The following is a 23,216-nucleotide window of genomic DNA, read 5'->3' as shown; positions in this document are numbered from 1 at the left end:
GGGGCCTGCGAAGCAGGAGGCGGAGTCTATCACGATGATGCCTCACGCCTCATCGTTCACTCCCCCAGTCGGGAGACACAGCGATGACCGGCCGCCTTGAGCTGCTCGGACAGGCACGCGATGTGCGCCGGGCCGACCTCGCAGCAGCCGCCGACGATACGCAGTCCCCGCTGCACCCAGCCCAGCGCATGGGCCGCATACTGCTCGGGCCCGAGATCCTCGCGCGCCTTGAGGTCCTTGACGGTACCGCCGGGCTTGAGCGCCGCGATCGACGTGAAGCCGTTGGCATAGGCGCCCGCCGGCAGCGAACTGCCAAGCAGCGTGTCAAGGCTGCCCTGTATGGCCTCCGGCGCACTGCAGTTGATCAGAATGGCATCCACGCCGAGCGCTTCCAACATGGCGACGGTGTCCGCCAGCGGCTCACCGCTGCGCAGGGTCGCATTCAGATCGTCCTTCACGGTCAACGAGACCCACACCGGCAGGCCACTTTCCAGCGCTGCAGTGGCGGCGGCCTGTGCCTCGTCATGCGAGGACAGCGCTTCGCAGAGCAGCACATCGACCAAGGGCGCCTGCAGCGCCACCAAGGTGCGATAACTGGCCAGCGATTCTTCCTGATCCGGTGCGACATCGGGCCGATAGGTCGCGACCAGTGGTGGCAGACAACCGGCCACGCGGATATCCGTCTCGCCACTCAGGGCGATGGCATCCCGCGCCGCCTTGCCAGCGGCCGCATGCACGGCGCCAATGGTCTCGCCGACTCCCGCCAGCGTCAGGCGTTGGGGCGTGGCCGTATAGGTATTGAGCGTGATGACCCGGGAGCCGGCACGAATGAAATCCAGATGCAGATCACGCACCAGCTCGGGCTGATCCAGCATGACCTGGGAGGACCACAGCGGTGTCGGCTCACGACCGCTGCGACGCACCAGCTCCTGCCCCATGCCGCCGTCCAGCAGCACGACATCCCCGGCGCGCGCCCCTTCCCCTGCTGGCGCCCCCGTTACTGCGACTTGTTCCACACGACCTCCTGAGCGATTCGATGTCTCTGCAGCATCTGAACTGATGAACTGGCGGCCTATGCCTGGCTGTCAGCCGCGGCGAAATTCTAGCATGGTCAGGCGCGTGACGGCGTGCCGCTCACTGGAGCGAAATGGGTCGCCAGTGCTACTGTTAGCAGCGCCTTTCGCCAGCGATCCCTTGCGCTGCCCCTGCCTGCCCCGCAAGCCCATGCCGCGTCTCGCGGACGTGCCCCATTGATTGAAGGAAGTCTGTCTTGTTGCTGCCGAGTCTCTTTCGTCCCCGCGCCAACCCTGCCAATGATGCACCCCAGGTGCGTCTTGAGCGTGAAGGCCGGGACGAGATTCGCCGCATCACCCAGGCCGTCGAGCGCGTGCCATGGTCAGTGAGCCTGATGCAGATCCTGTGGACGGCCGGCCCGGTGACGCTGATCGGTGCCTGGGGGGGCTATCTGCTCGGGTATGGCAAGGAACCCACCTTCGAGAACTACATCTTCTTCATCTCCTACACCGTCATCACCGGTGTCGCGGGGATCGTGGCCAACATCGCCCACAACCTGACCAGTTCTCGCCGCTATGACCGCACCGAGGCCAAGATCGAGCGCGTCATCGATACCGTGCCTGAGCTGATCCTCGCCACGCGCAACCTGATCGTCGAGAGCCTGGAAGGCGATGCCCGTCGCCGCGAAGCCGCTGCCATGCTGCTGCGCAAGCAGGATCTCGCACCGGAAGGCGTGGAACTGGCGGCGCTGGAGCTGCTGGATGATCGTGACGCCGCCCGCATCATCAGTCAGATCGACGTCTATCGTCGCATCGGTCTGCACGCCCGTATCCGCGACATGAACACCCTGAACCGCGAATGGCTCGAGCCCCAGTTCAATGAGCTGGCGGAGCTGGCGCCCGAGGCCATCGGCCTGCTGCGTGAGCGCTTCGAGGGCCGAGCCCCGGATCTGCACAAGGGCGTGCCTCGTGACGAGAACTTCATCGAGCGTGTGCTGGCCGCCATCGAGCAGGACAACGACCTGCTGATGACGATGCAGGACGTGGAGGAGATGCTGATCCTGGCCTTCGAGTTGATCAGCGGACGCAAGATCCCGCTGTTGACCTTCGAATATCGTGGACGCTGGAAGCTGGCTCGCACGCTGGACAATCTCGAGCACGCCCGTTCCCGTTACCGCATCCGCCAGGCGACGGGGCTGTCACGCCTCAAGGCCCTGACGGTCTATCTGGCGGAGCAGTCCGGCACTCTGGTGGAAGATGCCGCCTCCGGGCTCAGGGCCGAGGTACTGCTGGAGCGCTCCACCCAGGCCATGGACGCGCTCGCCGAGCAGGTGACGCACCTGGCGATCGCCGTCAACGAGGGTGACCGTGAACATCGCAGCGCCCTGCGGACGCGCGCCGACATCCTCACCAACGCCATTCGCCTCTACAAGACGGTCACCAGTGCCTATGAGCAGGTCGGTCGCAGCCACGCCGTCTTCCTCAAGATGTCCAAGCGCTGGGAGAATATCTCCTCGCAGATGTCCGACGATGCCACCCGCCTGCGTGTCGGGCCGGGGCGGCGCGGTCTGCGCATCCAGGAAAAGACCATCGCGCTGGATGACGAGGCCAAGGCGGAGGTCTGCAAGCACCTGGCGGATCACCTCAGCAAGAGTCATATCAAGCGCGTCGACAGCGAGATCGCCTCTCAGGCCCGCGAGACGATCCTGCGCGTCGGCGTCGACAAGGCAAAGGCCATGGCGATCGAGATCGCCCTGGCGCTCGAACCGCACATCCACCTCTCACGCCCGGCCGTCCAGCGCGCCATCAATGGCTCGAATGCCGCCTACTTCGGCCAGCTGGAGCCCAACCAGTCCGCCGCCGCCAAGGCGGCCCTCGGCAGTGCCATGGTGCGCGAGATCGACGACGACCTGTCACGTACCGCCGAATCGCTGGCCATCGCGCTGGTGCGTCACTATCGCGTCGAACTGGAACCGCTGGCGATCGACTTCCTGCGCGACACCTTCGGGGCGCGAGAAGCGACGCTCAACATGCTCAGCAACTACCAGCCGGCGGATCACCACCCGATCAGCTACCTCTCCAACCGCCCGCCGCTGATCCAGACCGCCAACCGCGACTGGTATCGTGCGCTCGTTCAGGCACGCCGTGCCCTCGACGACGATTGATCCCCGCGCCGTGCCAGCGGCATACTGTATGGATCACCATGCAACGTGCCACTGACCGCCAGGATGACCGATGCGCCTGATCATCGCCGAAAAGCCCAGCCTCGCCCGCGCCATCGCCGAGGCCCTGCCCGGGCGCAGCAGCAAGCGCGACGGCTATATCGATGCCGGAGACGCTCGCGTCACCTGGTGTATCGGCCACCTGCTCGAACAGGCGCCGCCGGACGACTATGACGAGCGCTTCAAGCGCTGGTCACTGGATCACCTGCCGATCATTCCAGCACAGTGGAAACTCAAGCCACGCAGTCAGGCACGCGGCCAGCTCAAGACCATTCGAGAACAGCTCAAGCTGGCTGACGAGGTGATACATGCCGGCGACCCGGATCGCGAAGGCCAGTTGCTGGTGCAGGAAGTGCTCGAGCACATGCGCTGGCGTGGGCCGGTCAAACGCCTGTTGATCAGCGACATGAACCGCTCCGCCGTCACGCGTGCCCTCAACAAGCTGGATGACAATCAACGCTGGCAACCCCTGTACGAAGCCGCGCTGGCTCGCCAGCGCGCCGACTGGCTGTATGGCATGAATCTGACACGCGCCTGGACATTGACGGGCCGTCAGGCCGGCCATGATGGCGTGTTGTCGGTGGGGCGCGTGCAGACACCGCTGCTGGGGCTGGTGGTGCGTCGCGACGAGGAGATCGAGGCCTTCGAGCCGCGTGCCTTCTTCCCGTTGTGGATCGAGGCCGGCGTGGCGACCGGCAGCTTCAAGGCCTGGTGGCATGCCCCCAGCTCCCCGTGGCTGCAACGACTCGCGGCCAAGGGCACTCAACTGCCACTGGATGACAAGGGCCGCCTGCTGGACAGCCGCCCCGCCGAGCGCCTCGCCCGCCATCTGGCAACACTGAAGACCCCGGGCGATGGTCACGTCGAGAGCGTCGAGGCCAGCGACAAGTCCCAGCCCGCGCCGCTGCCCTACTCGCTCTCGGCGCTTCAGGTCGATGCCGCTCGCCGCTATCGCCTGCCGGCCCAGAAGGTGCTCGACACCTGTCAGGCCCTCTACGAGCGACATCAGCTGATCACCTACCCGCGCTCCGATTGCCGCTACCTGCCGCGCGAGCATCATGCCGGCATGGCCAATCTGATGATCAGTGCCTGCAGTGGCGATGATGAGCTTGAGCGTTTCAGTGGCGGCGCGGATTTCAGCCTGCGCTCACGGGCCTTCAATGACGCCAAGGTCAGCGCCCACCATGCCCTGGCACCGACAGGGCGCGAGCCGGACTACGCACGCCTGTCGCGTGACGAAGCCAACCTCTACCGCATGATCACCCGCAACGTGCTGGCCCAGTTCTATCCGGCCTACCGCTATCGTGAGGTCAAGGTCGAGCTGCGTTTCGCCAAGGAGCCCTTCCGTGCCAGTGGCCGCAGCGTCATCGACGAAGGCTGGAAGGTGCTGTTCCAGCGCGCGGCACAGGCATCCGACGACAAGGCCCCGGCAGACGACAAGACCCCGCTTCCTCTGCCCGCCTTGCAGGAAGGCGAGCCGGCCTGCGTGCTCGACTGCGGTATCGAGGAGAAGGAGACCCGCCCGCCGGAGCCCTTCAATGATGCCAGTCTCATACAGGCGATGATGAACATCGCCCGCTACGTGGAAGATGACGCGGTACGCCGGACGTTACGTGATGTGGATGGCCTGGGCACCGAGGCGACACGTGCGGGCATGCTGGAGACACTAATCAATCGCGGCTACCTGGTGCGCGATGGCCAGGCCATGCGCTCCACGCGTATCGGTCGCGCCCTGATCCATGCGCTGCCGGACGCCGTCTCCCGCCCCGAACGTACCGCCCTGTGGGAGCAGCGCCTGAGCATGATTCACGAGCAGGGCGATCCGGCAGCGCCTTTTCTGAGCGAGCTGGTCGATGACCTGCGTGCCCTGCTGGCTGACAGCTCGGCCAGCCGCCTAAGCGCTGCGCTGGCCAGTGTGGGTGGCGCGACACCGCGCAAGAATTCCGGGGCGCGCAAGGGCAATGGTGCGCGGCGCAAGAGCGGAACCTCTCGACGCAGCAAGACCGGCACGAGCAAGACCAGTACGAGCAAGACCGGCACAAGCAAGGAAGCCGGCTCCGGCAGCACCCGACGCTCGAGCGGCACTCGCAAGCCGGCCGGCTCCCGCCGCAAATCCCCCAGCCAATGAGCCACTTCGCCTCTGTGCCCGCTCACCCATGATGAGAAATCACTCATGACGACTTCCACGCCGGCTGACGACAATCACACACTCTCGACGGCTTTCGATTCACTTTCCCAGCGTCCTGCCGTTGCAGGCGATTGGCTGTGGATCGTCGGCCCCGGGGCCATCGGTCGATTGCTGGCGGCCACGCTCGCTCACGCCCGCCAGCGCGAAATGGCAACGCAGGGAAGGAGCACATTGCCAAACCTTCTGTTGGTGGGTCGCCGGGCATCCGTCAGCGAGATGGTGACGATCGAGATGACCTCACCAGAAGGCCAATCCGTTAGCTCAGAGATAACTTACATCTCGATTGACCAGCTGACAACCTTGCCATATCCGCCACCTGCCGCGATCTGGCTGGCCACCAAGTCACATGCCATCGAGTCCGCCTGGGCACACGTCGCGCCGCTGATAGACTCACGGACACCAGTTACCTGTTGGCAAAACGGACTGAGCGCACAACCCTGGCTGGCGGAGCAACATCCCCAACTGCTGTGCGCCAGTACGACCGAGGGTGCCTGGATTCCGGAATCGACCACACCTGCCACGCACACCCTCCCCGAACGCCTGACCGTGCAACACGCCGGCCATGGCCAGACCTGGCTGGGCACCTGGTCATCGCAGGCCGACCCGACATCCTCCTCCTCTGCCATGGCGGCCGCAGAAAGGCAGGTTGCCTGGCTGCAGGCGGCTGGCCGTGAGTGTGACCTCAGTGCCGACATCGGCACTCGCCTATGGCACAAGCTGGCGGTCAATGCCGCCATCAATCCACTCGTGGCACGCTTTCGGATTCGCAATGGACAGCTGCGTGATCGTCCCTTTTCCCTGATGGTGCGCCAGGCCGTCGACGAGATCACTCGGGTGCTGGAAGCCGAGGGTATCGCCCCGCCAACGAATGGCTGGCAGGCCCTGGTCGACCAGGTCATCCGTGCCACGGCGAACAACCGTGCCTCGATGCTTCAGGATGTGCTGGCAGGTCGCACCACGGAAGTGGAGGCCATCCTTGGCCCGTTGCGACACGCTGCCCTCCGTCACGGGCTGTCACTGACCGATGACCTGCCTTTGCTCGAGCAACTCCACACTCACCTGAGCAGTCAACAGCCCTGAGCGCTTAGCGCTGGATCCCCGCCCCCTCCTTAGCCATAGCCTCAGACCTGTGACTGCTGGCCCGCCTCGACGTCATTCTCTGGCATTCGGCCAAAAAAAGACCCGCCTCGCGAGAGACGGGTCACAAGCAACAGCCAAGCTGTCGAGAGAGAGCAGCAATGTTCGGTCTTGCGCGTCAGGCCACCGATTGCCGTATGGCAACCCGCTGACCTGGCGAAAATCAGTGGTGGAAACGCTCGGACGCTTCGCGCGCCAGCTCACGAATGCCATCCCAGTCGCCTGCATCGATCAATTTCTGCGGCGCCACCCAGCTACCACCGACACACATCACGTTCTTGAGTGCCAGATAGTCACCGGCATTGTTGAGCGTGATGCCGCCGGTCGGGCAGAAGCGTGCTTCGCTGATCGGGCCACCGAAGGACTTGATGGCATTCACGCCACCCGCGGCCTCGGCCGGGAAGAACTTGAAGCGGCGGTAGCCGTACTGCCAGCCGGTCATCAATTCGGACACGGTCGCGACGCCCGGCAGCATCGGCACGCTACTGGTCACGCCATACTGATAGAGCGCTTCGGTGGTACCCGGCGTGACGACGAAATCGACGCCCAGCTCTTCCACCTTGCGATACTGTTCCGGCGTGAGCACGGTGCCGGCACCGATGCTGGCATTGGGCAGCGCTTCACGCATGCGGCGAATCGCCTCGAGAGCGCAGTCAGTCCGCAGGGTGACCTCGAGAACGGTCAAGCCGCCTTCATAGAGCGCCTTGCCCAGCGGCACGGCGTCCTCGATGCGCTCGACGGCGATCACCGGCAGCACGGAGGCCTTCTGGCAGATGCTGTCGATCTCGGTCGTGCGCGTCGAGGGAAGTTGTTTTTCGAAGCTCATGGCGTTCTCCTTGCGCCGCAGCGCTGATGTTGTCTAGTACGCCACGGCGCTGATGTGGTTGATAGCGCCGTGGCCGATAGGATCAGGGGGCCCAGTACAGCGCCAAGGGCGCGGACAGGAAGGCGCGGATCGGCAACTCGCTGACGGCCTCGACATCGCCCAGTGCACGTGACAGCACGGCCTGCTTGTCGGTGCCCGTCAGATGCAGCACGGTACGGCGCGTCTGGCGCAAACGCTCGAGGCTCAGGGTGATGCGCGCCTGCGGGACGCTGGGGGCACGCATCGGCACACAGCAATCACGGCTGGTCAGCGCTTCCTGCAGGCGATCCCCATCCGGGAACAGCGAAGCCGTGTGACCATCGCCCCCCATGCCGAGAATCACCGCGGAGGCCGGCCAGGAGAGTGCCGCGACGCGAGCACTCACTTCGCCGCAACCCGCCTCTGGCTCTGCTTCGGCGTTGGTCAGCGGATGGAAGGTCGCGGCAGCGGCTGCGCCCTTCAACAGATGCTCACGCACGAAGCGGGCATTGCTGTCGTCGGCGTCTTCACTTACCCAACGCTCATCCGCGAGGGTGATGTCAACGCGCGACCAGTCCAGCGGCTTGTCACGCAATGCGGCGAACAACGGCTTGGGCGTCGAGCCCCCGGAGACCACCAGCAGTGCGCGAGCCTCAGGCGACGCTGCCAGGTCAGCGGTCAGTGCTGCCGCGAGATACTCGGCCAGCGACTCGGCAGTCTGCTGGCGCGGGTCCTGGGTGGCGTTCTGTGTCATGTCGACAGCCATCTCAATACTCCTCATACCAGCTGCGACCATCACGCGTGATCATCGCGATGGAGGAGACCGGGCCCCAGGAGCCCGCCGGGTAACGACGCGGCGTGGCAGCGCGCGATTCCCAGCCATCGATGAGGGTATCGACCCAGCGCCAGGCGTGTTCGATCTCGTCACGACGCACGAACAGATACTGTTGGCCCTTGATGACCTCGAGCAGCAGACGTTCGTAAGCTTCCGGAATCCGGCGCTTGGGGAAGGCGCTGTTGAAGTCGAGATCCAGCGGACCCGGACGCAGGCGCATGCCCTTGTCGAGACCGGAGTCCTTGGTCAGCACCTGCAGCGAGATGCCTTCGGAGGGCTGGAGACGAATGATCAGCTTGTTGGCCGCCAGCGAGCGCTGGTCCGGATCGAAGATGTAGTGCGGCTGCTGACGGAAGTGGATCACGATCTGTGACAGCTTCTCGGGCATGCGCTTGCCGGTACGCAGGTAGAACGGCACGCCTGCCCAGCGCCAGTTGGACACTTCGGTCTTGAAAGCCACGAAGGTCTCGGTGGAAGACTCGGTATTGGCGCCCTCTTCTTCCAGATACCCCGGCACGTGCTGACCATCGACGGCACCCGCGATGTACTGACCACGTACCAGATCAGTGTTCAGACGCTCACCGGTGATCGGGCGCAAGGCCTTGAGCACCTTGACCTTTTCATCGCGAATGGCATCGGCGTCCAGATTGGACGGCGGGTCCATCGCGATCAGGCACAGTAGCTGCAGCAGGTGATTCTGCACCATGTCACGCAGCTGACCCGCCTGATCGAAGTAGCCCCAGCGTCCCTCGATACCGACCTTCTCGGCCACGGTGATCTCGACGTGGGAGATGTGGTTCTGGTTCCACTGATTGCCGAACATCGGGTTGGCGAAGCGCAGTGCGATCAGGTTCTGAACGGTTTCCTTGCCCAGATAGTGATCGATGCGATAGATCTGCGACTCGTGGAATACCGCGCCGATAGCATCGTTGATGACACCGGAGCTTTCCAGGTCGGAGCCGATCGGCTTCTCGACCACGACACGCGAGTTCTCATCCAGACAACCGGCGGCCTGCAGGTTGTTGCTGATGTCACCATAGATGCGTGACGGCACGGAGAGGTAGATCATCAGCGGGCGCGGCGAAGGCTTGCCCTTGGCGTCAACCCGCCAGTCGGCGATGGCCGAGTAACCTTCCACCGTGCTGAAATCCAGCGCGGCGTAGCTGATACGGGCGAGGAAGCGCTCGATGGCAGCCTTCTCGAAATGCTCCGGCTTGACGCGCTCCTTGAGCGAGGCCTGCACGGTTTCCTTGAAGGATTCGAGGCTGACGTCCTGACGCGCCAGGCCGATCAGGCGAGTTGCCTTGTCGAGCAGACCATCGCGATCAAGGTGATAGAGGGCTGGATACAGCTTGCGCTTGGCGAGGTCGCCCAAGGCGCCGAACAGGGCAATATCCACGCCCGGAATGGTGTCGGAACTCATGCAGCCGATTTCTCCCGTCGAAACTGCCCTGCATGCCTGGCTGGCCGATACGGTGGTGCCCTCCCTGAATCTCCGATGGCGCGACGCGAGGGGCGCAGCACGCAGGATTTCAAGAGGCATGTGGGACACCGGGACGGCTGTGGCGATACATGGCTGGTTATATTAACAACAAATGTAGCGATAACGTCGCGCTCTCTCAAGACAAATCGCCCAACAAGTAGGTAAACTTACCTAAAAGTGGTAGCCGGCGGACGTTTCACTGAGCTTGGAGCATCGTCCGAGGCAAAGGGATGCTTGGCCTGCCAGACGAGTGAGGCTAGGATGCCCAGATTACGTAGTTATTTCACTACACAATGGCAAGGTAATCGGCGAATGGCAGTACACGACCTCATCAACCGCATCCGCGAACGTCTCGACGACCTCAATCGTTCAGAGCGCAAGGTCGCTGACGTCATTCTGACAGATCCGTCGGCCGCCACGGGAATGAGCATCGCGGCACTCGCTCAGGCCTCGCTGGTCAGCGAGCCGACCGTCAACCGTTTCTGTCGCAATTTCGACGCCAAGGGCTTCCCGGATTTCAAGATCAAGCTGGCCCAGAGTCTGGCCGGCGGCACGCCCTATGTCTCGCGCAGCGTCGAGCAGAATGATGACGCCGAATCCTATGGCGACAAGATACTTGGCGCCACGGTTGCCGCTCTCGATGATGCGCGCCGCGCCCTTGATGCCAAGCGCATCGAACGTGCGGTGGATTATCTGAGCCAGGCCAAGCAGATCTGCTTCTTCGGTCTGGGGGCTTCCGGGCCGGTGGCGGCAGATGCCCAGCACAAGTTCTTCCGTTTCAATCTGCCCGTGATGGCCTATGAAGACGTGCTGATGCAGCGCATGGTCGCGGCCGCCTGCCATACCGGTGACGTGATCGTGATCATCTCCTATACCGGCCGCACGCGGGAACTGGTCGATATCGCCAGGCTGGCGCGCGGCAACGGTGCCGCCGTGCTCGGCATCACCGCGCCGGACTCTCCGCTGGCGCGCGAGTGTACCGAGGTGCTGGAAGTCATGGCACCGGAGGACACCGACATCTACATGCCGATGACTTCGCGCATGATCCATCTGGCTCTGATCGATGTGCTGGCGACCGGCGTGACGCTCAGGCGTGGCGTGGACTTCCAGCATCACCTCAAGAAGATCAAGGATAGCCTCAAGGACACCCGTTTTCCGCCGGAATCCTGACGGTTCAAGCAGCGGTGGACTTGCACCGATGCCGCCAAGGCACAACAATACGCGCCATGAACCTGCATGCGGCCGCTGGCTGCATGATCTCCCATGTCGTGAATGCTGAGGAAGCCCCCATGCGCTGGTTGGCCACTGCTGCTCTGACCCTGTTCTCTGCCCTGCCTTTCAGCATCAGCCTGGCGCAAGCCGAGACCTTCAAGTTCACTGCCATTCCCGATGAAGATGAGTCGCGTCTGGTGGAGCGCTTCGACAAGGTCGCCGACTACCTGGAAGAGAAGCTCGGGGTGGATGTCGAGTACGTGCCGGTCAAGTCCTACAGCGCCGCGGTCAGTGCCTTCCGCAATGATCAGATCCAGATGGCATGGTTCGGCGGCCTCACCGGTGTCCAGGCCCGCCAGCTGGTGCCGGGCTCCCAGGCGATCGCCCAGGGTGTGGAAGATGCCGCCTTCCGCAGCTATTTCATCGCACGACGTGATCTCAAGCTGGCCGGCGATGCACAGACGCCGCTGGAGACGCTGCCCGAATCCGTGGAAGGCCACTCCTTCACCTTCGGTGCCAAGACCTCCACTTCCGGCCGCCTGATGCCGGAATACTATCTGCGCGAACAGTTCGATGACGCCCCCGAGAAGGTCTTCTCGCGCGTCGGCTTCTCCGGTGATCACTCACGCACCATCGCGCTGGTTGCCGCCGGCACCTACGACGTGGGCGCCGTGAACTACGCCGTGTGGGAAGCCGCCGTCAAGGATGGCAAGGTCGATCCCGCCAAGGTCCAGGTACTGTGGGAAACTCCGGCCTACCCCGACTATCAGTGGACAGTGCGCGGCGATGCCGACAGCCACTACGGTGCGGACTTCACGCAGTACCTCACTCAGGCGCTGCTGGACATGAAGGATCCGGACCTGCTGGAAAGCTTCCCGCGCTCCGGCTTCATCCCGGCCAGCAATGATGACTACGCCCCGATCAAGACGGTTGGCGAGCAACTCGGTCTGCTGCGCTGAGTCATGACCCAGGCAACACCCTCTCCTCTGCTGCACCTGTCACGACACCACCTCGGCCATGGCGCCGAGGTGGTGTTGCGCGATCTGGACGTTCAACTCGAGCATGGCGAGCGCGTCGCTCTGCTTGGCGCCAGCGGTGCGGGCAAGTCCACGCTGCTGGAAGCCTTGCGCAGCGCCCTGCACGAGCAGGGTACGCCTGCAGCCTGGTGCCCTCAGCGTCAAGGACTGGTGCCTCAGCTCTCCGTGTATCACAACATCTTCATGGGCAGGCTGGATCAGCAATCGTCACTGACCAACCTGCTCAATCTGCTGCGCCCCAGGCCCGCTCATTGGCAGGCAGTCGCCGCCGTATGTGAACCTCTGGGCATCGCCGGCCTGATGGAGCGCTCGGTCGAGGCGTTATCCGGTGGACAGCGTCAGCGGGTGGCCATCGCCAGGGCACTTTATCAGGGACATGATCTGTTTCTCGGGGACGAGCCTGTGGCGAGCGTGGACCCGCATCAGGCCAGTCAATTGATCCACTGGATTCACTCTCGCCATGCCACCAGCGTGGTAGCGCTTCACCAGAAGGAGTTGGCACTCACTCACTTCACTCGTGTCATCGGTCTGGGCAAGGATGAGAACGGCAACGGCAAGGTGCTGCTCGACGCCAATACCGACGACCTGAAGCCGCAGGACCTCGACTGCCTCTACCCTGCCGCCAGCAGTGAGCCACTTGATGTCGACTGATCCCGGCCTCGCGCTCTCCAGACTGCGCAAGCCGCCACGCTGGTGGCAGGCGCGCAGTGAAGGCTCACACTTGCTTCGGCTCGGTATCGGCCTGCTGGCTGCCATGCTGATACTGGCACCCTTCGGTGATCTCTCCATTACCTCACGGGAGCCATGGCAGGAGCTTGGCCGCATGCTGAATGGCCTGGTGATGCCGGCCCCCAGTGCACTGGAATCACCAGTGCATGCCTTGATCCTGACGGTGGCGTTCGCCCTGTGGGGGACGCTGCTGGGGGCGCTGCTGGGACTGCCCCTTGCGCTGCTCTACTCCCGCTCACGAGCATTGCGCGCTGTCTGCGCCGGCCTGCGGGCCGTGCATGAGCTGTTCTGGGCACTGCTGCTTCTGCAGGTATTCGGCCTGTCCGCCATCACGGCGCTGGCCGCGATCACCATCCCCTACGCGGCAACCTTCGCCAAGGTCTACGCCGAGATACTGGAACAGGTTCCCCAGGCACCGCGCCGCGCTCTGCCTGCCGCCACATCACGCCTGATGTGCTTCGTGTATGCAGAACTCCCACTGGCATGGTCGCGATTGGCGAGCTACACCCGTTACCGTTTCGAGTGCGCGCTACGCGCCAGCGTCCTGCTGGGCTTCGTCGGCTTGCCGACGTTGGGCTTCTATCTGGAAAGTGCTTTTCGCGAAGGGCGCTACCATGAAGCCGGCGCTCTGCTGTGGATCTTCTACCTGCTGATCGCCACGCTGCCATGGTGGGGGCATCGTCGCCTGCTGCCCCTTCTGGGAGTCGCCAGTCTCTGGTGGCTGGGGCCATGGCCGGACGTGAATCCGACACTGCTGTGGCGCTTCCTCAGCCACGACATATGGCCAGCGCCGCTGGTCAATGCCAGCGTCGATTCACTGATCTCCGGCCAGCTACTTGCTGATCTACTGGATTGGGCGAGCTATCTGCCCCACCTGCTGTCCGCGCTGGGCAACACCCTGCTGCTCGGTCTGCTGGGCACCGCAGGCAGCCTGTTGATCGCCATGCTGCTGTGGCCATTGGCCAGCCGACATGTGGGCAATCGTGTCTCCCGACAGACCACTCAGGGGCTGATGATCTTCCTGCGCACCACCCCTGAGCTGATGCTGGCCTTCATTCTGCTGCTGCTGCTGGGCCCCTCGCTCCTGCCTGCCTGGCTGGCACTGTCCCTGCACAATGGCGCCATCATCGCCTTTCTGTGTGCACGACATGCCAACCAGATCCAGCTGCCGCCCGGCAAGCCCCGCGGACGACTGGAAAGCTGGCTGTATGAGATCAACCCGAGAGTCGCGCCCGGCATGTTCGCACTACTCTTCTATCGCGCCGAGACCATCATTCGCGAGACGGCGATTCTCGGCATGCTCGGCGTGGCAACGCTGGGCTTCCATATCGATTCGAGCTTCGAGTATCTGATGTTCGACCAGGCCTTTGCATTGCTGCTGCTGACCGCAATACTCAATATCGTCGTGGACAGCGTCGCGCGCCGTCTGCGTCCGACGCATGAAATCGCCGAAGACAGCTGCGTTCGCTGACCTCACTCCTTGCTGACCTGCATTCGATTCATGTGCAAGCAGTCACTTCCCTCACACCCGGCCTGCCGCGAGCTTCCCATGACGACATCCGCTCAGATGAAGACAGATTCTGCCGCACAGGCCAGACGTGAGGCGCAGCGCATCACCCTGATCGGCGCGGCGCTGGATGGGGTGGTGGGCATCGCCAAGCTGATCGTCGGCAAGCTGGTCGGCTCTCAAGCCTTGATCGCCGATGGCATCCATTCACTGTCAGACCTGGTGACGGATGCCTTCGTATTGGTGGCCACTCACTTCGGCCGTCAGGCACCGGATCGCTCGCACCCCTGGGGGCATGAACGCATCGAGACGCTGGGCACGCTGGTGCTTGGCAGCTTGCTCATCGCCGTGGCGGGTGCAATCGGCTGGGAAGGCGTGCTGCGCAGCTGGGAACTGATATTCGGCACCCTGAGCATTCCGCTGCCAGGGGCTCTGGGCATCGGCGTCGCAGTGATTTCCTTGATCGCCAAGGAAGCCATCTTTCGTGCAACGCTCAAGGTGGCTCGCAAACAGAAGTCCAGACTGCTGGAAGCCAATGCCTGGCACTCACGCAGCGATGCGCTCTCGACCGTCGCCGTGCTGGTGGGCTTGATCGGCACTCAGCTCGGGGCAGGCTGGATGGATGGAATAGCTGCCATCATCGTCGCGGTGATGGTCGGCAAGATCGGCGTATCGCTGGCGTGGGAAGCCTCACGGGAATTGATCGACACCGCTCTGCCACGCGAACAACAGCGCGCCATGAGTGAATGCCTGCTGTCATTGTCGGAAGTGCGTGGCGCACATGATCTTCGCAGTCGAACGCTCGCCGGCCGTATCGTGCTGGAAGTCCACCTGCTGGTCGCGCCACGCATCAGCGTCTCCGAAGGTCATGCCATCGGCCACCACGCCGTGGCACGCCTAAAGTCAGAATTCCCCCAGCTCAGCGATGTGCTCTACCACATTGACCCCGAAGATGACTCGCATCTCGGCCAGGCGGGCACGACACATCCCACGCTCATGCAGCCACTGCCGCTGCGCAGCGAGATCATCACTGCACTTGATGTCTGCTGGCAGTCACATCCTGTATGGCAAGAACGCAGCGGGCTGATGCTTCACTATGTCAATCATGTCACCACACCCCCCTCTGCTCCCTCGGGTGCTCCGCATGTCGATGTCCAATTGGAGGTTGCCGAACAGGCATTCACTTCGTTCAGCGAATGTAACCTGGCACCTGCCTCACGCAACACGACAGTCGATGAACTGCAACGCCTGGCAAAAGACATCCGCTGGCTGGGAACGGTAAGACTCAGCATCATTTCGCGTGCCCAAGACGCCGAAACGTGAGTTACACTTTGCGATACACAGCAGTCTGCTCGGCGGTACAGTGCCTCAACGAATCCACTGGTGACGATGATGTTCGTCACCTTGCCCATCTTCAGTGATCACACAAACACCCAAGGAGCACGCCATGAGCAACGCATCCGGCGAAATGCACAAGACACGTATCATCAATGAGCTGAAAGGTTTCATTCGCAAGCTGCTGCAAGACCCGAAGATTCTCGAGCAGTCACTGGTGGTGGCGCGAGCGCGCCTCAAGGAAGGGGCAGAACAAGGAAAAAGCGAGCAAGCGGTGCTGGCCATCATCGCCAACGAGATTTCTGACACTACCAGCATTCATATCCCGGAAGATCCGGCAGAGCACTCCGATGCGGACAAGTTGTTCCTAGAGCTGCTGAAAGATGTCGTTGAGGAAGAAGAAGCTCTTTATTGATCACAATAAAAAAACCGCCCCAAAAGGCGGTTTTTTTATAATTTATTTATTGCAATGTGCCGCCGTTAGGGCAACCCTTCGGAGCATAGGCTGCTTCAACATCAGTAGCGCACTCCCAACCACCCTCTGCACTACGTTGCAACTGAATTTTCTTGCCTTGAATTTTAGGATTAGCATTGTCAAACTCGAACTGCAAGTAAGCAGCACCTGAACCCTGTTGGCTCACAGTAACTTCGCCGAGATCACCAGCAGAGTCTGCATTTATACCAATATAACCTGCATTCGCGTCATCATTAGCATCAGTAGCAGCAGTAGTGATAGTTCCCCCCCGAAGAATCACATCTTCTGCCGCTGTTTGTGCTCCACGAAGAGTCGCCAGACCAGATGCTGCCTCAGAGCGAGCTACGTAGTCTTGGTAGCGCGGAATCGCGATGGCCGCCAGAATACCGATAATCGCCACAACGATCATCAGCTCGATCAGTGTAAAACCTGCTTGTTGCTTACGTGTCATGGTATGACTCCCTTGCATTTGCGTAGTGAGATCAGGTCGTACGTCCTGAAACCCCGGTTACCTTCCCTGACCAGCAGGATGTTACAGAAGAATGTTAGTATGGGCGCTTGATTCCAATATTCCCAACAACATCTTCATCAGCATAACATCTTGATATCACGGGGTGTCGACCGGACGGGACGAGTGATACCACAGCCACAGTTCAGGTGCCATTGCCATGTCGCAAGATGCTTTCTTGGCGGCGCTGACGGCTGCTTGGTTGTTACAATAGATTACACTCAGTGACATTGCAAGCAACGAACACAAAAACTTCACGATCGAGATTCAGGCGCTCTTCAACGTTTCTCCCGCCCCATCAGCATTTGGCTACCTCCCTCCACAAACTCTATCCCCTTCTCATGTCACGATGCGCCATTCCTAGCACAGGGCAATCCAGCTACACTCTTCTGCTAGACGATGTTTGTAATACGATGGCTTGCCGCACCACAGTTCACGCATAGCGCATCAGCACCTGTTTCACGTGTGAAGCAGCGAAAGTAGGCCTATAGGCAACTGCAACAGGAAGAGTGTCATGCCCCAGTCAGAACACACGCTAAAAGGATTTGCTGCACGACTGGTCGACTCTGGCCTGCTCGAACCACAGGCAGCGCAGCTGGCTGAGCAGGAAGCCAATGAGGCCGGGGAAAGCCTGTTGCTGCATATCATCGCACACGGCCTGGTACCGGCACGTGACGCGACATTGGCAGCGGCCTGGGAATATGGCCTGCCGTATGTGGATCTCGATGCCCTTCGTATCGACTCACTGCCCGCCATTGATGAACTGCCTGAGAAGGTCCTTCGTAAGCTAGGGGTATTGCCACTCTATCGCCGTGAGCATCGCCTGACCGTCGGCGTACCCTCCCCCTCGACGCTCACGCATCTTGATGAACTGCAATTTGCCACGGGCTTGTCGATCGAGAGTGTCCTGGTCGCTGCCGACCAGCTGACGCCAGCATTGGAGCAATATCTGGAAGCCGGCGAAGAGAGCGCCATGGATATGCTTGGGGGCGAAGGTGAAGCCCTCGATGGCTTGGAGTTCGAGGGAGAGGAGGATAACAACAACGATCTGGCTATCACAGCCAGCAGTGACGATGCGCCAGTGGTGCGCTTCGTTCACAAGGTACTGCTGGATGCCATCAAGCGTGGCGCCTCGGATATCCACTTCGAACCCTACGAATCCACCTATCGCATTCGTTTTCGTATCGATGGCATGCTGATCGAGAATACTCGCCCGCCCTTCAACATGCGCAACCGTATCTCAGCGCGTTTGAAGGTGATGTCACGCATGGATATCTCCGAGCGGCGTCTGCCTCAGGATGGCGCCATCAAACTGCGCCTGTCCAAGTCACGCTCCATCGATTTTCGTGTCAACACCTTGCCAACCGTTTACGGGGAGAAGTTGGTACTGCGTATCTTGGACCCCAGCTCCGCCAAGATGGGCATCGAGGCGCTGGGGTTCGAGCCCGAACAGCGTGCCATGTTCGAGAAGACACTTGGCGAGCCTCAAGGCATGATTCTGGTCACCGGCCCTACCGGTAGCGGCAAGACCGTTACCCTGTATACCGGCTTGAACATCCTCAACACGCCTGAGCGCAATATCTCGACCGCGGAAGACCCGGTCGAGCTCAAGGTGGAGGGTGTCAATCAGGTCAACGTATTGCCCAAGATTGGACTCGACTTCGCTTCGGCATTGCGTGCCTTCCTGCGCCAGGATCCCGACGTGGTAATGGTCGGGGAGATTCGGGACAAGGAAACCGCGGAAATTGCCGTCAAGGCCGCGCAGACAGGCCACCTGGTGCTCTCGACCCTACATACCAATTCTGCCCCTGAAACGTTGACGCGCCTCAGCAACATGGGGATCGCGCCCTTCAACATCGCAAGCTCGGTTTCCTTGATCATCGCGCAACGTCTGGCGCGGCGTCTGTGTCCCCACTGTCGTCAACCTGCCGAGATCCCCCAGGAAGCCATGGCCTCGATGGGCTTCAGCGCAGAAAATGGCTTCAGTGAGGAAGATCTGGAAAATGCCACCATCTATCGTCCGACGGGTTGCAGCCAATGCACGTTAGGGTACAAGGGACGCGTCGGCATCTATGAAGTGATGCCCATCTCTGATGAGATGAGCCGCTTGATCATGCGGGAAGGCACCGCAATAGAACTGGCAGACCAGGCGCGCAAGGAAGGGTTGTCGGATCTGCGCCGCAGCGGCCTGCGCAAGGTCATGGCGGGCATGACCTCGCTGGAAGAAGTCAACCGTATCACCAAGGATTGATGACAATACGCTGGAGCGTTGACAGCACCGATGTGAACAATCTTCACCAGCGCTGACTTTTGCTCAGTCATCAGGCACATTGAATATGGATTACCTCCCACCGCGATGAGCAGGTCACTCATGCACTGCTGACAACAGTGTAAATCGCGGCAAAGGGAAGGAGCAGCCACTGGCATGCTCACAAGCAACATGAGTCTCGCGAGTCAAGACGGGGACTCTCATTCATCAGGGAATGACAACCGACATGGCGACGATCAAAACTGCCAAGAAAGACAAGAAAAAGGCAGGCATAGAAACCTGGCAATGGACAGGCAAGAATTCGCGTGGTGAAAAGGTCAAGGGCGAATTGATGTCCGCCAATGTCGATCAGGTGAAGAATACGCTGGCTAGCCAGGGCATCGTCGTCAAGCGTTTGCGCAAGAAATCCGCCCTGTTCGGTGGCAGCAAGAGAGTCAGCAGCAAGGACGTCACCATGTTTGCTCGACAGATGGCGACGATGATTCGCGCCGGCGTCCCCGTCCTGCAAGCCTTCGGTATTGTCGCCGAGAGCATGAAAAGCCCGGGCATGCGACACCTGGTGGAAGATCTGATGAATCAGGTCGGCGCGGGCGCCAGCTTCTCGGAAGCGCTGCGCAAGCACCCACAACATTTCGATAATCTATTTACCAACCTGGTCGCCGCAGGTGAGCAGGCCGGTGCCCTCGACAAGATGCTTGATCGCGTCGCGACCTATAAAGAGAAGATCGATTCACTGATAGCTCGAGTAAAAAAAGCACTCTATTATCCTGCAGCTGTTATTTGTGTCGGCTTTGGCGTCACAGCTATATTGTTGATCAAGGTCGTGCCCCAGTTCGAGACACTTTTCAAAGGGTTTGGAGCAGAACTACCAGCATTCACACAATTAACCCTCACACTTTCAGAATTTGTGCAATCTTATTGGTATGTGATTTTGGGTGCATTTATTGCAATCGCCATATTCATATCACAAGGCATGAAGCGCTCAGATAGGTTTGCTTACGGTATGCATCGCTTCATGCTGAAAGTACCGGTGCTAGGCGACATCCTTGATAAGTCGGCGGTGGCACGCTACTCACGCACTCTCGCCACCACCTTTCAGGCTGGCGTACCCTTGATAGAATCTCTTGATACTGCTGCCGGCGCGACGGGCAGCAAGGTCTATGAGCGCGCCATCGCTCAGATCAAGGAGGATGTCTCCACGGGTCAGCAGCTCAACTTCGCCATGCGTAACACGCAACTGTTTCCCACACTGGCGGTGCAGATGGTGGCTATCGGGGAAGAGTCAGGTGCCTTGGATGCCATGCTCAACAAGGTGGCCGACTTCTATGAAGAGGACGTCGACAACAAGGTCGATGCCCTTACTTCATTGCTAGAACCCTTGATCATCGTGGTGCTGGGCACCTTGGTCGGCGGACTAGTAATTTCTATGTATCTGCCAATATTTGAGATGGGCAACGCTATCTGATACTGCACGGCCAGTTGCTTCATCATGACAGGCGGCCGCGACACCCGAAGGGGCGCGGCCGCCTCATTTCCAGTCCAGCTCTTCTGACAAGGATGTTCCGTGGATTCTCTCGCCTCCCTCTCCCCCGCTCTTCAGGCCTGCCTCTCGGGGATTTTCGGCCTGTTGATCGGCAGTTTTCTGAATGTAGTGATCACACGCCTGCCGGTGATGATGATGCGTCAGTGGCGTGCAGAAGCACGTGAAGCGCTGGAACTGGAGCCGGAAGCGTCGCCACGCTTCAATCTGTTGGTGCCTGCCTCACGCTGCCCTGGCTGCGACACCCCAATCAAATGGCATGACAATCTCCCTGTCATCGGCTGGCTGAAACGCCGCGGCCGCTGCGCGAGCTGCAATACCCGTATCAGTGCACAGTATCCACTGGTGGAGCTCGCCGGTGGCGCGCTCGGCGCTTCCATCGCGTTGATCTACGGCCTGGAAGCACAGAGCCTGTGGATCTTCGGCGCCTGTCTGACACTGCTGGTGTTGTCAGTGATCGATTTTCGCACCCAGCTGTTGCCTGATGCCATCACGCTACCGTTGCTGTGGGCCGGTCTCGCCTACCAACTGCTTTTCCAGCCATTGATGCTGCCCAGTGCCGTGATTGGTGCCATGGCCGGCTATCTGGTGCTGTGGAGCTTCTACTGGCTATTCAAGCTGGTGACTGGCAAGGAAGGCATGGGCTATGGCGATTTCAAGCTGTTGGCGGCACTGGGCGCCTGGCTTGGCTGGCAGTGGTTGCCACTGCTGTTGATCCTCTCTGCGGGACTCGGCGCAGTACTCGGCATCCTGTTGCAACTGCTGGTACCGCGCCTGCGGGGAGCCCCCATGCCATTCGGCCCTTATCTGGCCGTGGCAGGCTGGATCGCACTGCTGTTCGGCACCCCGCTGATGAGCCTCTACCTCAGCGTGATAGGTGCCTGATGACGACTTCGCTCAATCATGGCCCCATCATCGGGGTGACGGGCGGTATCGGAAGCGGAAAATCCAGTGTGGCACGGATGTTCGGAGAGCTCGGCATCCAGTGGGTGGATGCCGATGATGTCGCGCGCGAGATCGTGCGTCCCGGCGAAACCGCACTGGCCGAGATCATCGCCCACTTCGGCGAGTCGATCGTCACGGCGCAGGGCGAGCTTGATCGCGCCGCGCTGCGCGAGCGGATCTTTGCTGCCCCCGAGGAGCGTCAATGGCTGGAGCGCTGCACCCATCCGCGTATCCGGGAGCGCATCGTGCAACACCTGGCGGCCATGACCAGCCCCTACCGCCTGCTGGTCTCTCCCCTGCTGTTCGAGTCCGGCCAGGACAGCCTCGTCTCACGCACCCTGGTGGTGGATGTCAGCCAGGATGTTCAGCTGGCGCGCACGCTGAGCCGCGATGGCGTCAGCGAAGCGCAGGTACGCGCCATCCTCGCGGCACAGCTGTCACGCGAGACACGACTGGCCAAGGCCGACGATGTCATCGACAATAACGGCAATCAGGCGAGCTTGCGTGAGCAGGTCGCGGCCATGGATGTCCGCTATCGTTCGCTGGCCGCCTCCAATGCATCATTTCAGGAGCTTCCCGATGTCTGACTCCGCGTCCTCACAGCCCCACAAGGCGCCCTTGTCCGTTACCTGCCCGCAATGTCGAACCCCCGTGGCATGGAGCGCCGCCAGCGAATTCCGCCCCTTCTGCAGCAAGCGCTGCCAGCTACTGGACCTCGGCGCCTGGGCTGATGAGTCCCACAGCATCGCCGGCGAGCCCGCCATGGATGAGACCAGCATCGATGAGATGGTGGCACGCATGGAGCGCGACATGAATCAGCAGTAGCGCTCGAAAGAGCTCTGCTGGTTCAGACTGGCTCAAGCTCGACGCTCAAGATGCTCGCCAAAAAAAGACCCTCGGGGCTGGCCTCGAGGGTCTTTTTCGTTCAGGCAACTGCCATCAACGCGCGATCATCACTTCCAGAAGTCACGAATCGACGCAATCCCCTGTGCGCCGACGGCGCGCGCATGGTCACTGTCGTAGCGCGACATGCCCCCAAGGGCATAGACCGGCATGCAGGCCTGCTCGACCAGCTCCTGGAAGTCATGCCACCCCAGTGGTGCACGCTCAGGATGGGAAGGCGTGACACGCAGCGGTGAAAGGCTGACGAAATCACAGGTCACCCGTCCCGCCTGATCCAGCTGTGCCTGGTCATGCGTCGAGGCGGACAACCACTTGTTGGCCGCGATCGGACGCTCGCCCTTCTCTGCCAGCTCCGCCAGACGCACGCTGGTCAGGTGGATACCGTCCGCATCGACCTTGTCGAGCATGGAAGGCTCGGCATTGAGCAACAGACGCGCACCACGTGCATGACAGATCGCCAGCGCCTTCTCGGCCCGGGCAATGTACGCCGCCTCATCGAGTTCCTTGGCACGCAGCTGTACCAGGCGCACGCCATCTTCATCCAATGCACGGATCAAGCGTGTCTCGAAGATTCCCTCATCAGCCTCTTCCGGCGTGATCAGATACTCGCGTGGCAGCGAGACCGCGCGCAGAATCGGCAGATTCGCAGCCGGGAAGGCATATTTGTAAAGGTCCTCGATCTCGACCCAACGCACTGCCTGCCCTTCGCGGCCAAAGGGCTCGCCATTGAACTGACGCGTTTCCCACACATCCAGCAGGATATGCTTGTCCGGGTATTCGTGATGAATGCGGATCAGCGGCTGAGCACGCGTGATCTCGACACCCAGCTCTTCGCACAGCTCACGCTTGAGTGCTTCCAGACCGGTTTCGTAGGGCGCCAGCTTGCCACCCGGAAACTCCCATAAGCCGCCCTGATCCACCGTCGAGGGACGGCGTGCAATCAGGACCTGGCCCTGTTCGTTTAAGATGGCGGCAGCCGCCACGTGAACCCTTCGCTTCGGCATGATGCCTGTACCTTTGACTCGCGTTGTACA

The 23,216-nt window shown here is 61.3% G+C and carries 20 protein-coding genes; 14 read left to right on the top strand and 6 right to left on the bottom strand.

All coding sequences use genetic code 11. The annotated features are described in order from the left end of the window. Positions 1–56 precede the first annotated feature (56 nt). The gene (locus BOH68_RS03775) at positions 57–1,016 is read right to left on the bottom strand and encodes a homocysteine S-methyltransferase family protein (protein WP_240499581.1); all 960 of its coding nucleotides are present in this window, start codon (positions 1,014–1,016) and stop codon (positions 57–59) included. 254 nt (positions 1,017–1,270) lie between these two features. Here BOH68_RS03775 and BOH68_RS03770 point away from each other — a divergent pair, with 254 nt between their 5' ends. The 3 genes from BOH68_RS03770 to BOH68_RS03760 all read left to right on the top strand — a co-directional run bounded on the left by BOH68_RS03770 (position 1,271) and on the right by BOH68_RS03760 (position 6,503). Continuing rightward, positions 1,271–3,178, top strand: a complete 1,908-nt coding sequence (locus tag BOH68_RS03770) for a hypothetical protein (protein ID WP_077371752.1) — start codon at positions 1,271–1,273, stop codon at positions 3,176–3,178. 70 nt (positions 3,179–3,248) lie between these two features. Next, on the top strand, positions 3,249–5,363 hold the full coding sequence (locus BOH68_RS03765; RefSeq protein WP_077371749.1) for a DNA topoisomerase III: 2,115 nt from the start codon (positions 3,249–3,251) through the stop codon (positions 5,361–5,363). Positions 5,364–5,408: 45 nt separating this feature from the next. Continuing rightward, the gene (locus BOH68_RS03760; protein WP_077371746.1) at positions 5,409–6,503 is read left to right on the top strand and encodes a ketopantoate reductase family protein; all 1,095 of its coding nucleotides are present in this window, start codon (positions 5,409–5,411) and stop codon (positions 6,501–6,503) included. 220 nt (positions 6,504–6,723) lie between these two features. Here BOH68_RS03760 and BOH68_RS03755 read toward each other — a convergent pair whose 3' ends face one another. The 3 genes from BOH68_RS03755 to zwf form a co-directional block, all read right to left on the bottom strand. Further along, positions 6,724–7,386: a bifunctional 4-hydroxy-2-oxoglutarate aldolase/2-dehydro-3-deoxy-phosphogluconate aldolase gene (locus BOH68_RS03755; RefSeq protein ID WP_077371743.1), complete on the bottom strand. Its 663-nt coding sequence runs from the start codon at positions 7,384–7,386 to the stop codon at positions 6,724–6,726. Positions 7,387–7,468: 82 nt separating this feature from the next. Next, on the bottom strand, positions 7,469–8,170 hold the full coding sequence (gene pgl, locus BOH68_RS03750) for a 6-phosphogluconolactonase (RefSeq protein WP_258038147.1): 702 nt from the start codon (positions 8,168–8,170) through the stop codon (positions 7,469–7,471). Between the two features lies 1 nt (position 8,171). Further along, complete coding sequence (gene zwf / locus BOH68_RS03745; protein WP_077371740.1) at positions 8,172–9,662, bottom strand: glucose-6-phosphate dehydrogenase; 1,491 nt, start codon at positions 9,660–9,662, stop codon at positions 8,172–8,174. 372 nt (positions 9,663–10,034) lie between these two features. Here zwf and BOH68_RS03740 point away from each other — a divergent pair, with 372 nt between their 5' ends. The 6 genes from BOH68_RS03740 (at position 10,035) to BOH68_RS03715 (ending at position 15,957) form a co-directional block, all read left to right on the top strand. Then, on the top strand, positions 10,035–10,892 hold the full coding sequence (locus BOH68_RS03740; protein ID WP_077371737.1) for a MurR/RpiR family transcriptional regulator: 858 nt from the start codon (positions 10,035–10,037) through the stop codon (positions 10,890–10,892). Between the two features lie 119 nt (positions 10,893–11,011). Continuing rightward, the gene (locus BOH68_RS03735; protein WP_077373107.1) at positions 11,012–11,893 is read left to right on the top strand and encodes a putative selenate ABC transporter substrate-binding protein; all 882 of its coding nucleotides are present in this window, start codon (positions 11,012–11,014) and stop codon (positions 11,891–11,893) included. A gap of 3 nt (positions 11,894–11,896) precedes the next feature. Beyond that, the gene (locus tag BOH68_RS03730; RefSeq protein WP_077371734.1) at positions 11,897–12,622 is read left to right on the top strand and encodes an ATP-binding cassette domain-containing protein; all 726 of its coding nucleotides are present in this window, start codon (positions 11,897–11,899) and stop codon (positions 12,620–12,622) included. Further along, positions 12,612–14,171, top strand: a complete 1,560-nt coding sequence (locus tag BOH68_RS03725) for a PhnE/PtxC family ABC transporter permease (RefSeq protein WP_077371731.1) — start codon at positions 12,612–12,614, stop codon at positions 14,169–14,171. Before BOH68_RS03730 ends, BOH68_RS03725 begins: the two co-directional genes overlap by 11 nt. Before the next feature lie 78 nt (positions 14,172–14,249). After that, positions 14,250–15,530 (top strand): cation diffusion facilitator family transporter, encoded by a 1,281-nt coding sequence (locus BOH68_RS03720; RefSeq protein WP_077371728.1) that lies wholly within the window; start codon positions 14,250–14,252, stop codon positions 15,528–15,530. 124 nt (positions 15,531–15,654) lie between these two features. After that, complete coding sequence (locus BOH68_RS03715; RefSeq protein ID WP_077371726.1) at positions 15,655–15,957, top strand: hypothetical protein; 303 nt, start codon at positions 15,655–15,657, stop codon at positions 15,955–15,957. A gap of 46 nt (positions 15,958–16,003) precedes the next feature. Here BOH68_RS03715 and BOH68_RS03710 read toward each other — a convergent pair whose 3' ends face one another. Further along, complete coding sequence (locus tag BOH68_RS03710; RefSeq protein WP_065392635.1) at positions 16,004–16,468, bottom strand: pilin; 465 nt, start codon at positions 16,466–16,468, stop codon at positions 16,004–16,006. 571 nt (positions 16,469–17,039) lie between these two features. Between BOH68_RS03710 and pilB the strand changes: the two genes are divergently transcribed. The 5 genes from pilB to yacG all read left to right on the top strand — a co-directional run bounded on the left by pilB (position 17,040) and on the right by yacG (position 22,104). Continuing rightward, entirely contained in the window at positions 17,040–18,776 is a 1,737-nt protein-coding gene (gene pilB, locus BOH68_RS03705) for a type IV-A pilus assembly ATPase PilB (RefSeq protein WP_077371723.1), read from the top strand. 244 nt (positions 18,777–19,020) lie between these two features. After that, the gene (locus BOH68_RS03700; protein ID WP_077371720.1) at positions 19,021–20,259 is read left to right on the top strand and encodes a type II secretion system F family protein; all 1,239 of its coding nucleotides are present in this window, start codon (positions 19,021–19,023) and stop codon (positions 20,257–20,259) included. Between the two features lie 99 nt (positions 20,260–20,358). Then, positions 20,359–21,219, top strand: a complete 861-nt coding sequence (locus BOH68_RS03695) for a prepilin peptidase (RefSeq protein ID WP_077371717.1) — start codon at positions 20,359–20,361, stop codon at positions 21,217–21,219. Further along, entirely contained in the window at positions 21,219–21,866 is a 648-nt protein-coding gene (gene coaE, locus BOH68_RS03690; RefSeq protein WP_077371713.1) for a dephospho-CoA kinase, read from the top strand. Before BOH68_RS03695 ends, coaE begins: the two co-directional genes overlap by 1 nt. Continuing rightward, positions 21,859–22,104 (top strand): DNA gyrase inhibitor YacG, encoded by a 246-nt coding sequence (gene yacG, locus BOH68_RS03685; RefSeq protein ID WP_077371711.1) that lies wholly within the window; start codon positions 21,859–21,861, stop codon positions 22,102–22,104. Before coaE ends, yacG begins: the two co-directional genes overlap by 8 nt. Positions 22,105–22,232: 128 nt before the next feature. Here yacG and BOH68_RS03680 read toward each other — a convergent pair whose 3' ends face one another. Beyond that, positions 22,233–23,186: a Nudix family hydrolase gene (locus tag BOH68_RS03680; protein WP_077371708.1), complete on the bottom strand. Its 954-nt coding sequence runs from the start codon at positions 23,184–23,186 to the stop codon at positions 22,233–22,235. Between the last annotated feature and the right edge of the window lie 30 nt (positions 23,187–23,216).

The organism is Cobetia sp. MM1IDA2H-1, assembly GCF_002916775.2.
In the GTDB taxonomy this organism is placed as follows: Bacteria; Pseudomonadota; Gammaproteobacteria; order Pseudomonadales; family Halomonadaceae; genus Cobetia; species Cobetia marina.
Note: the sequence above shows the minus strand (reverse complement) of the source record. Positions and strands in the feature narration are given on the sequence as shown.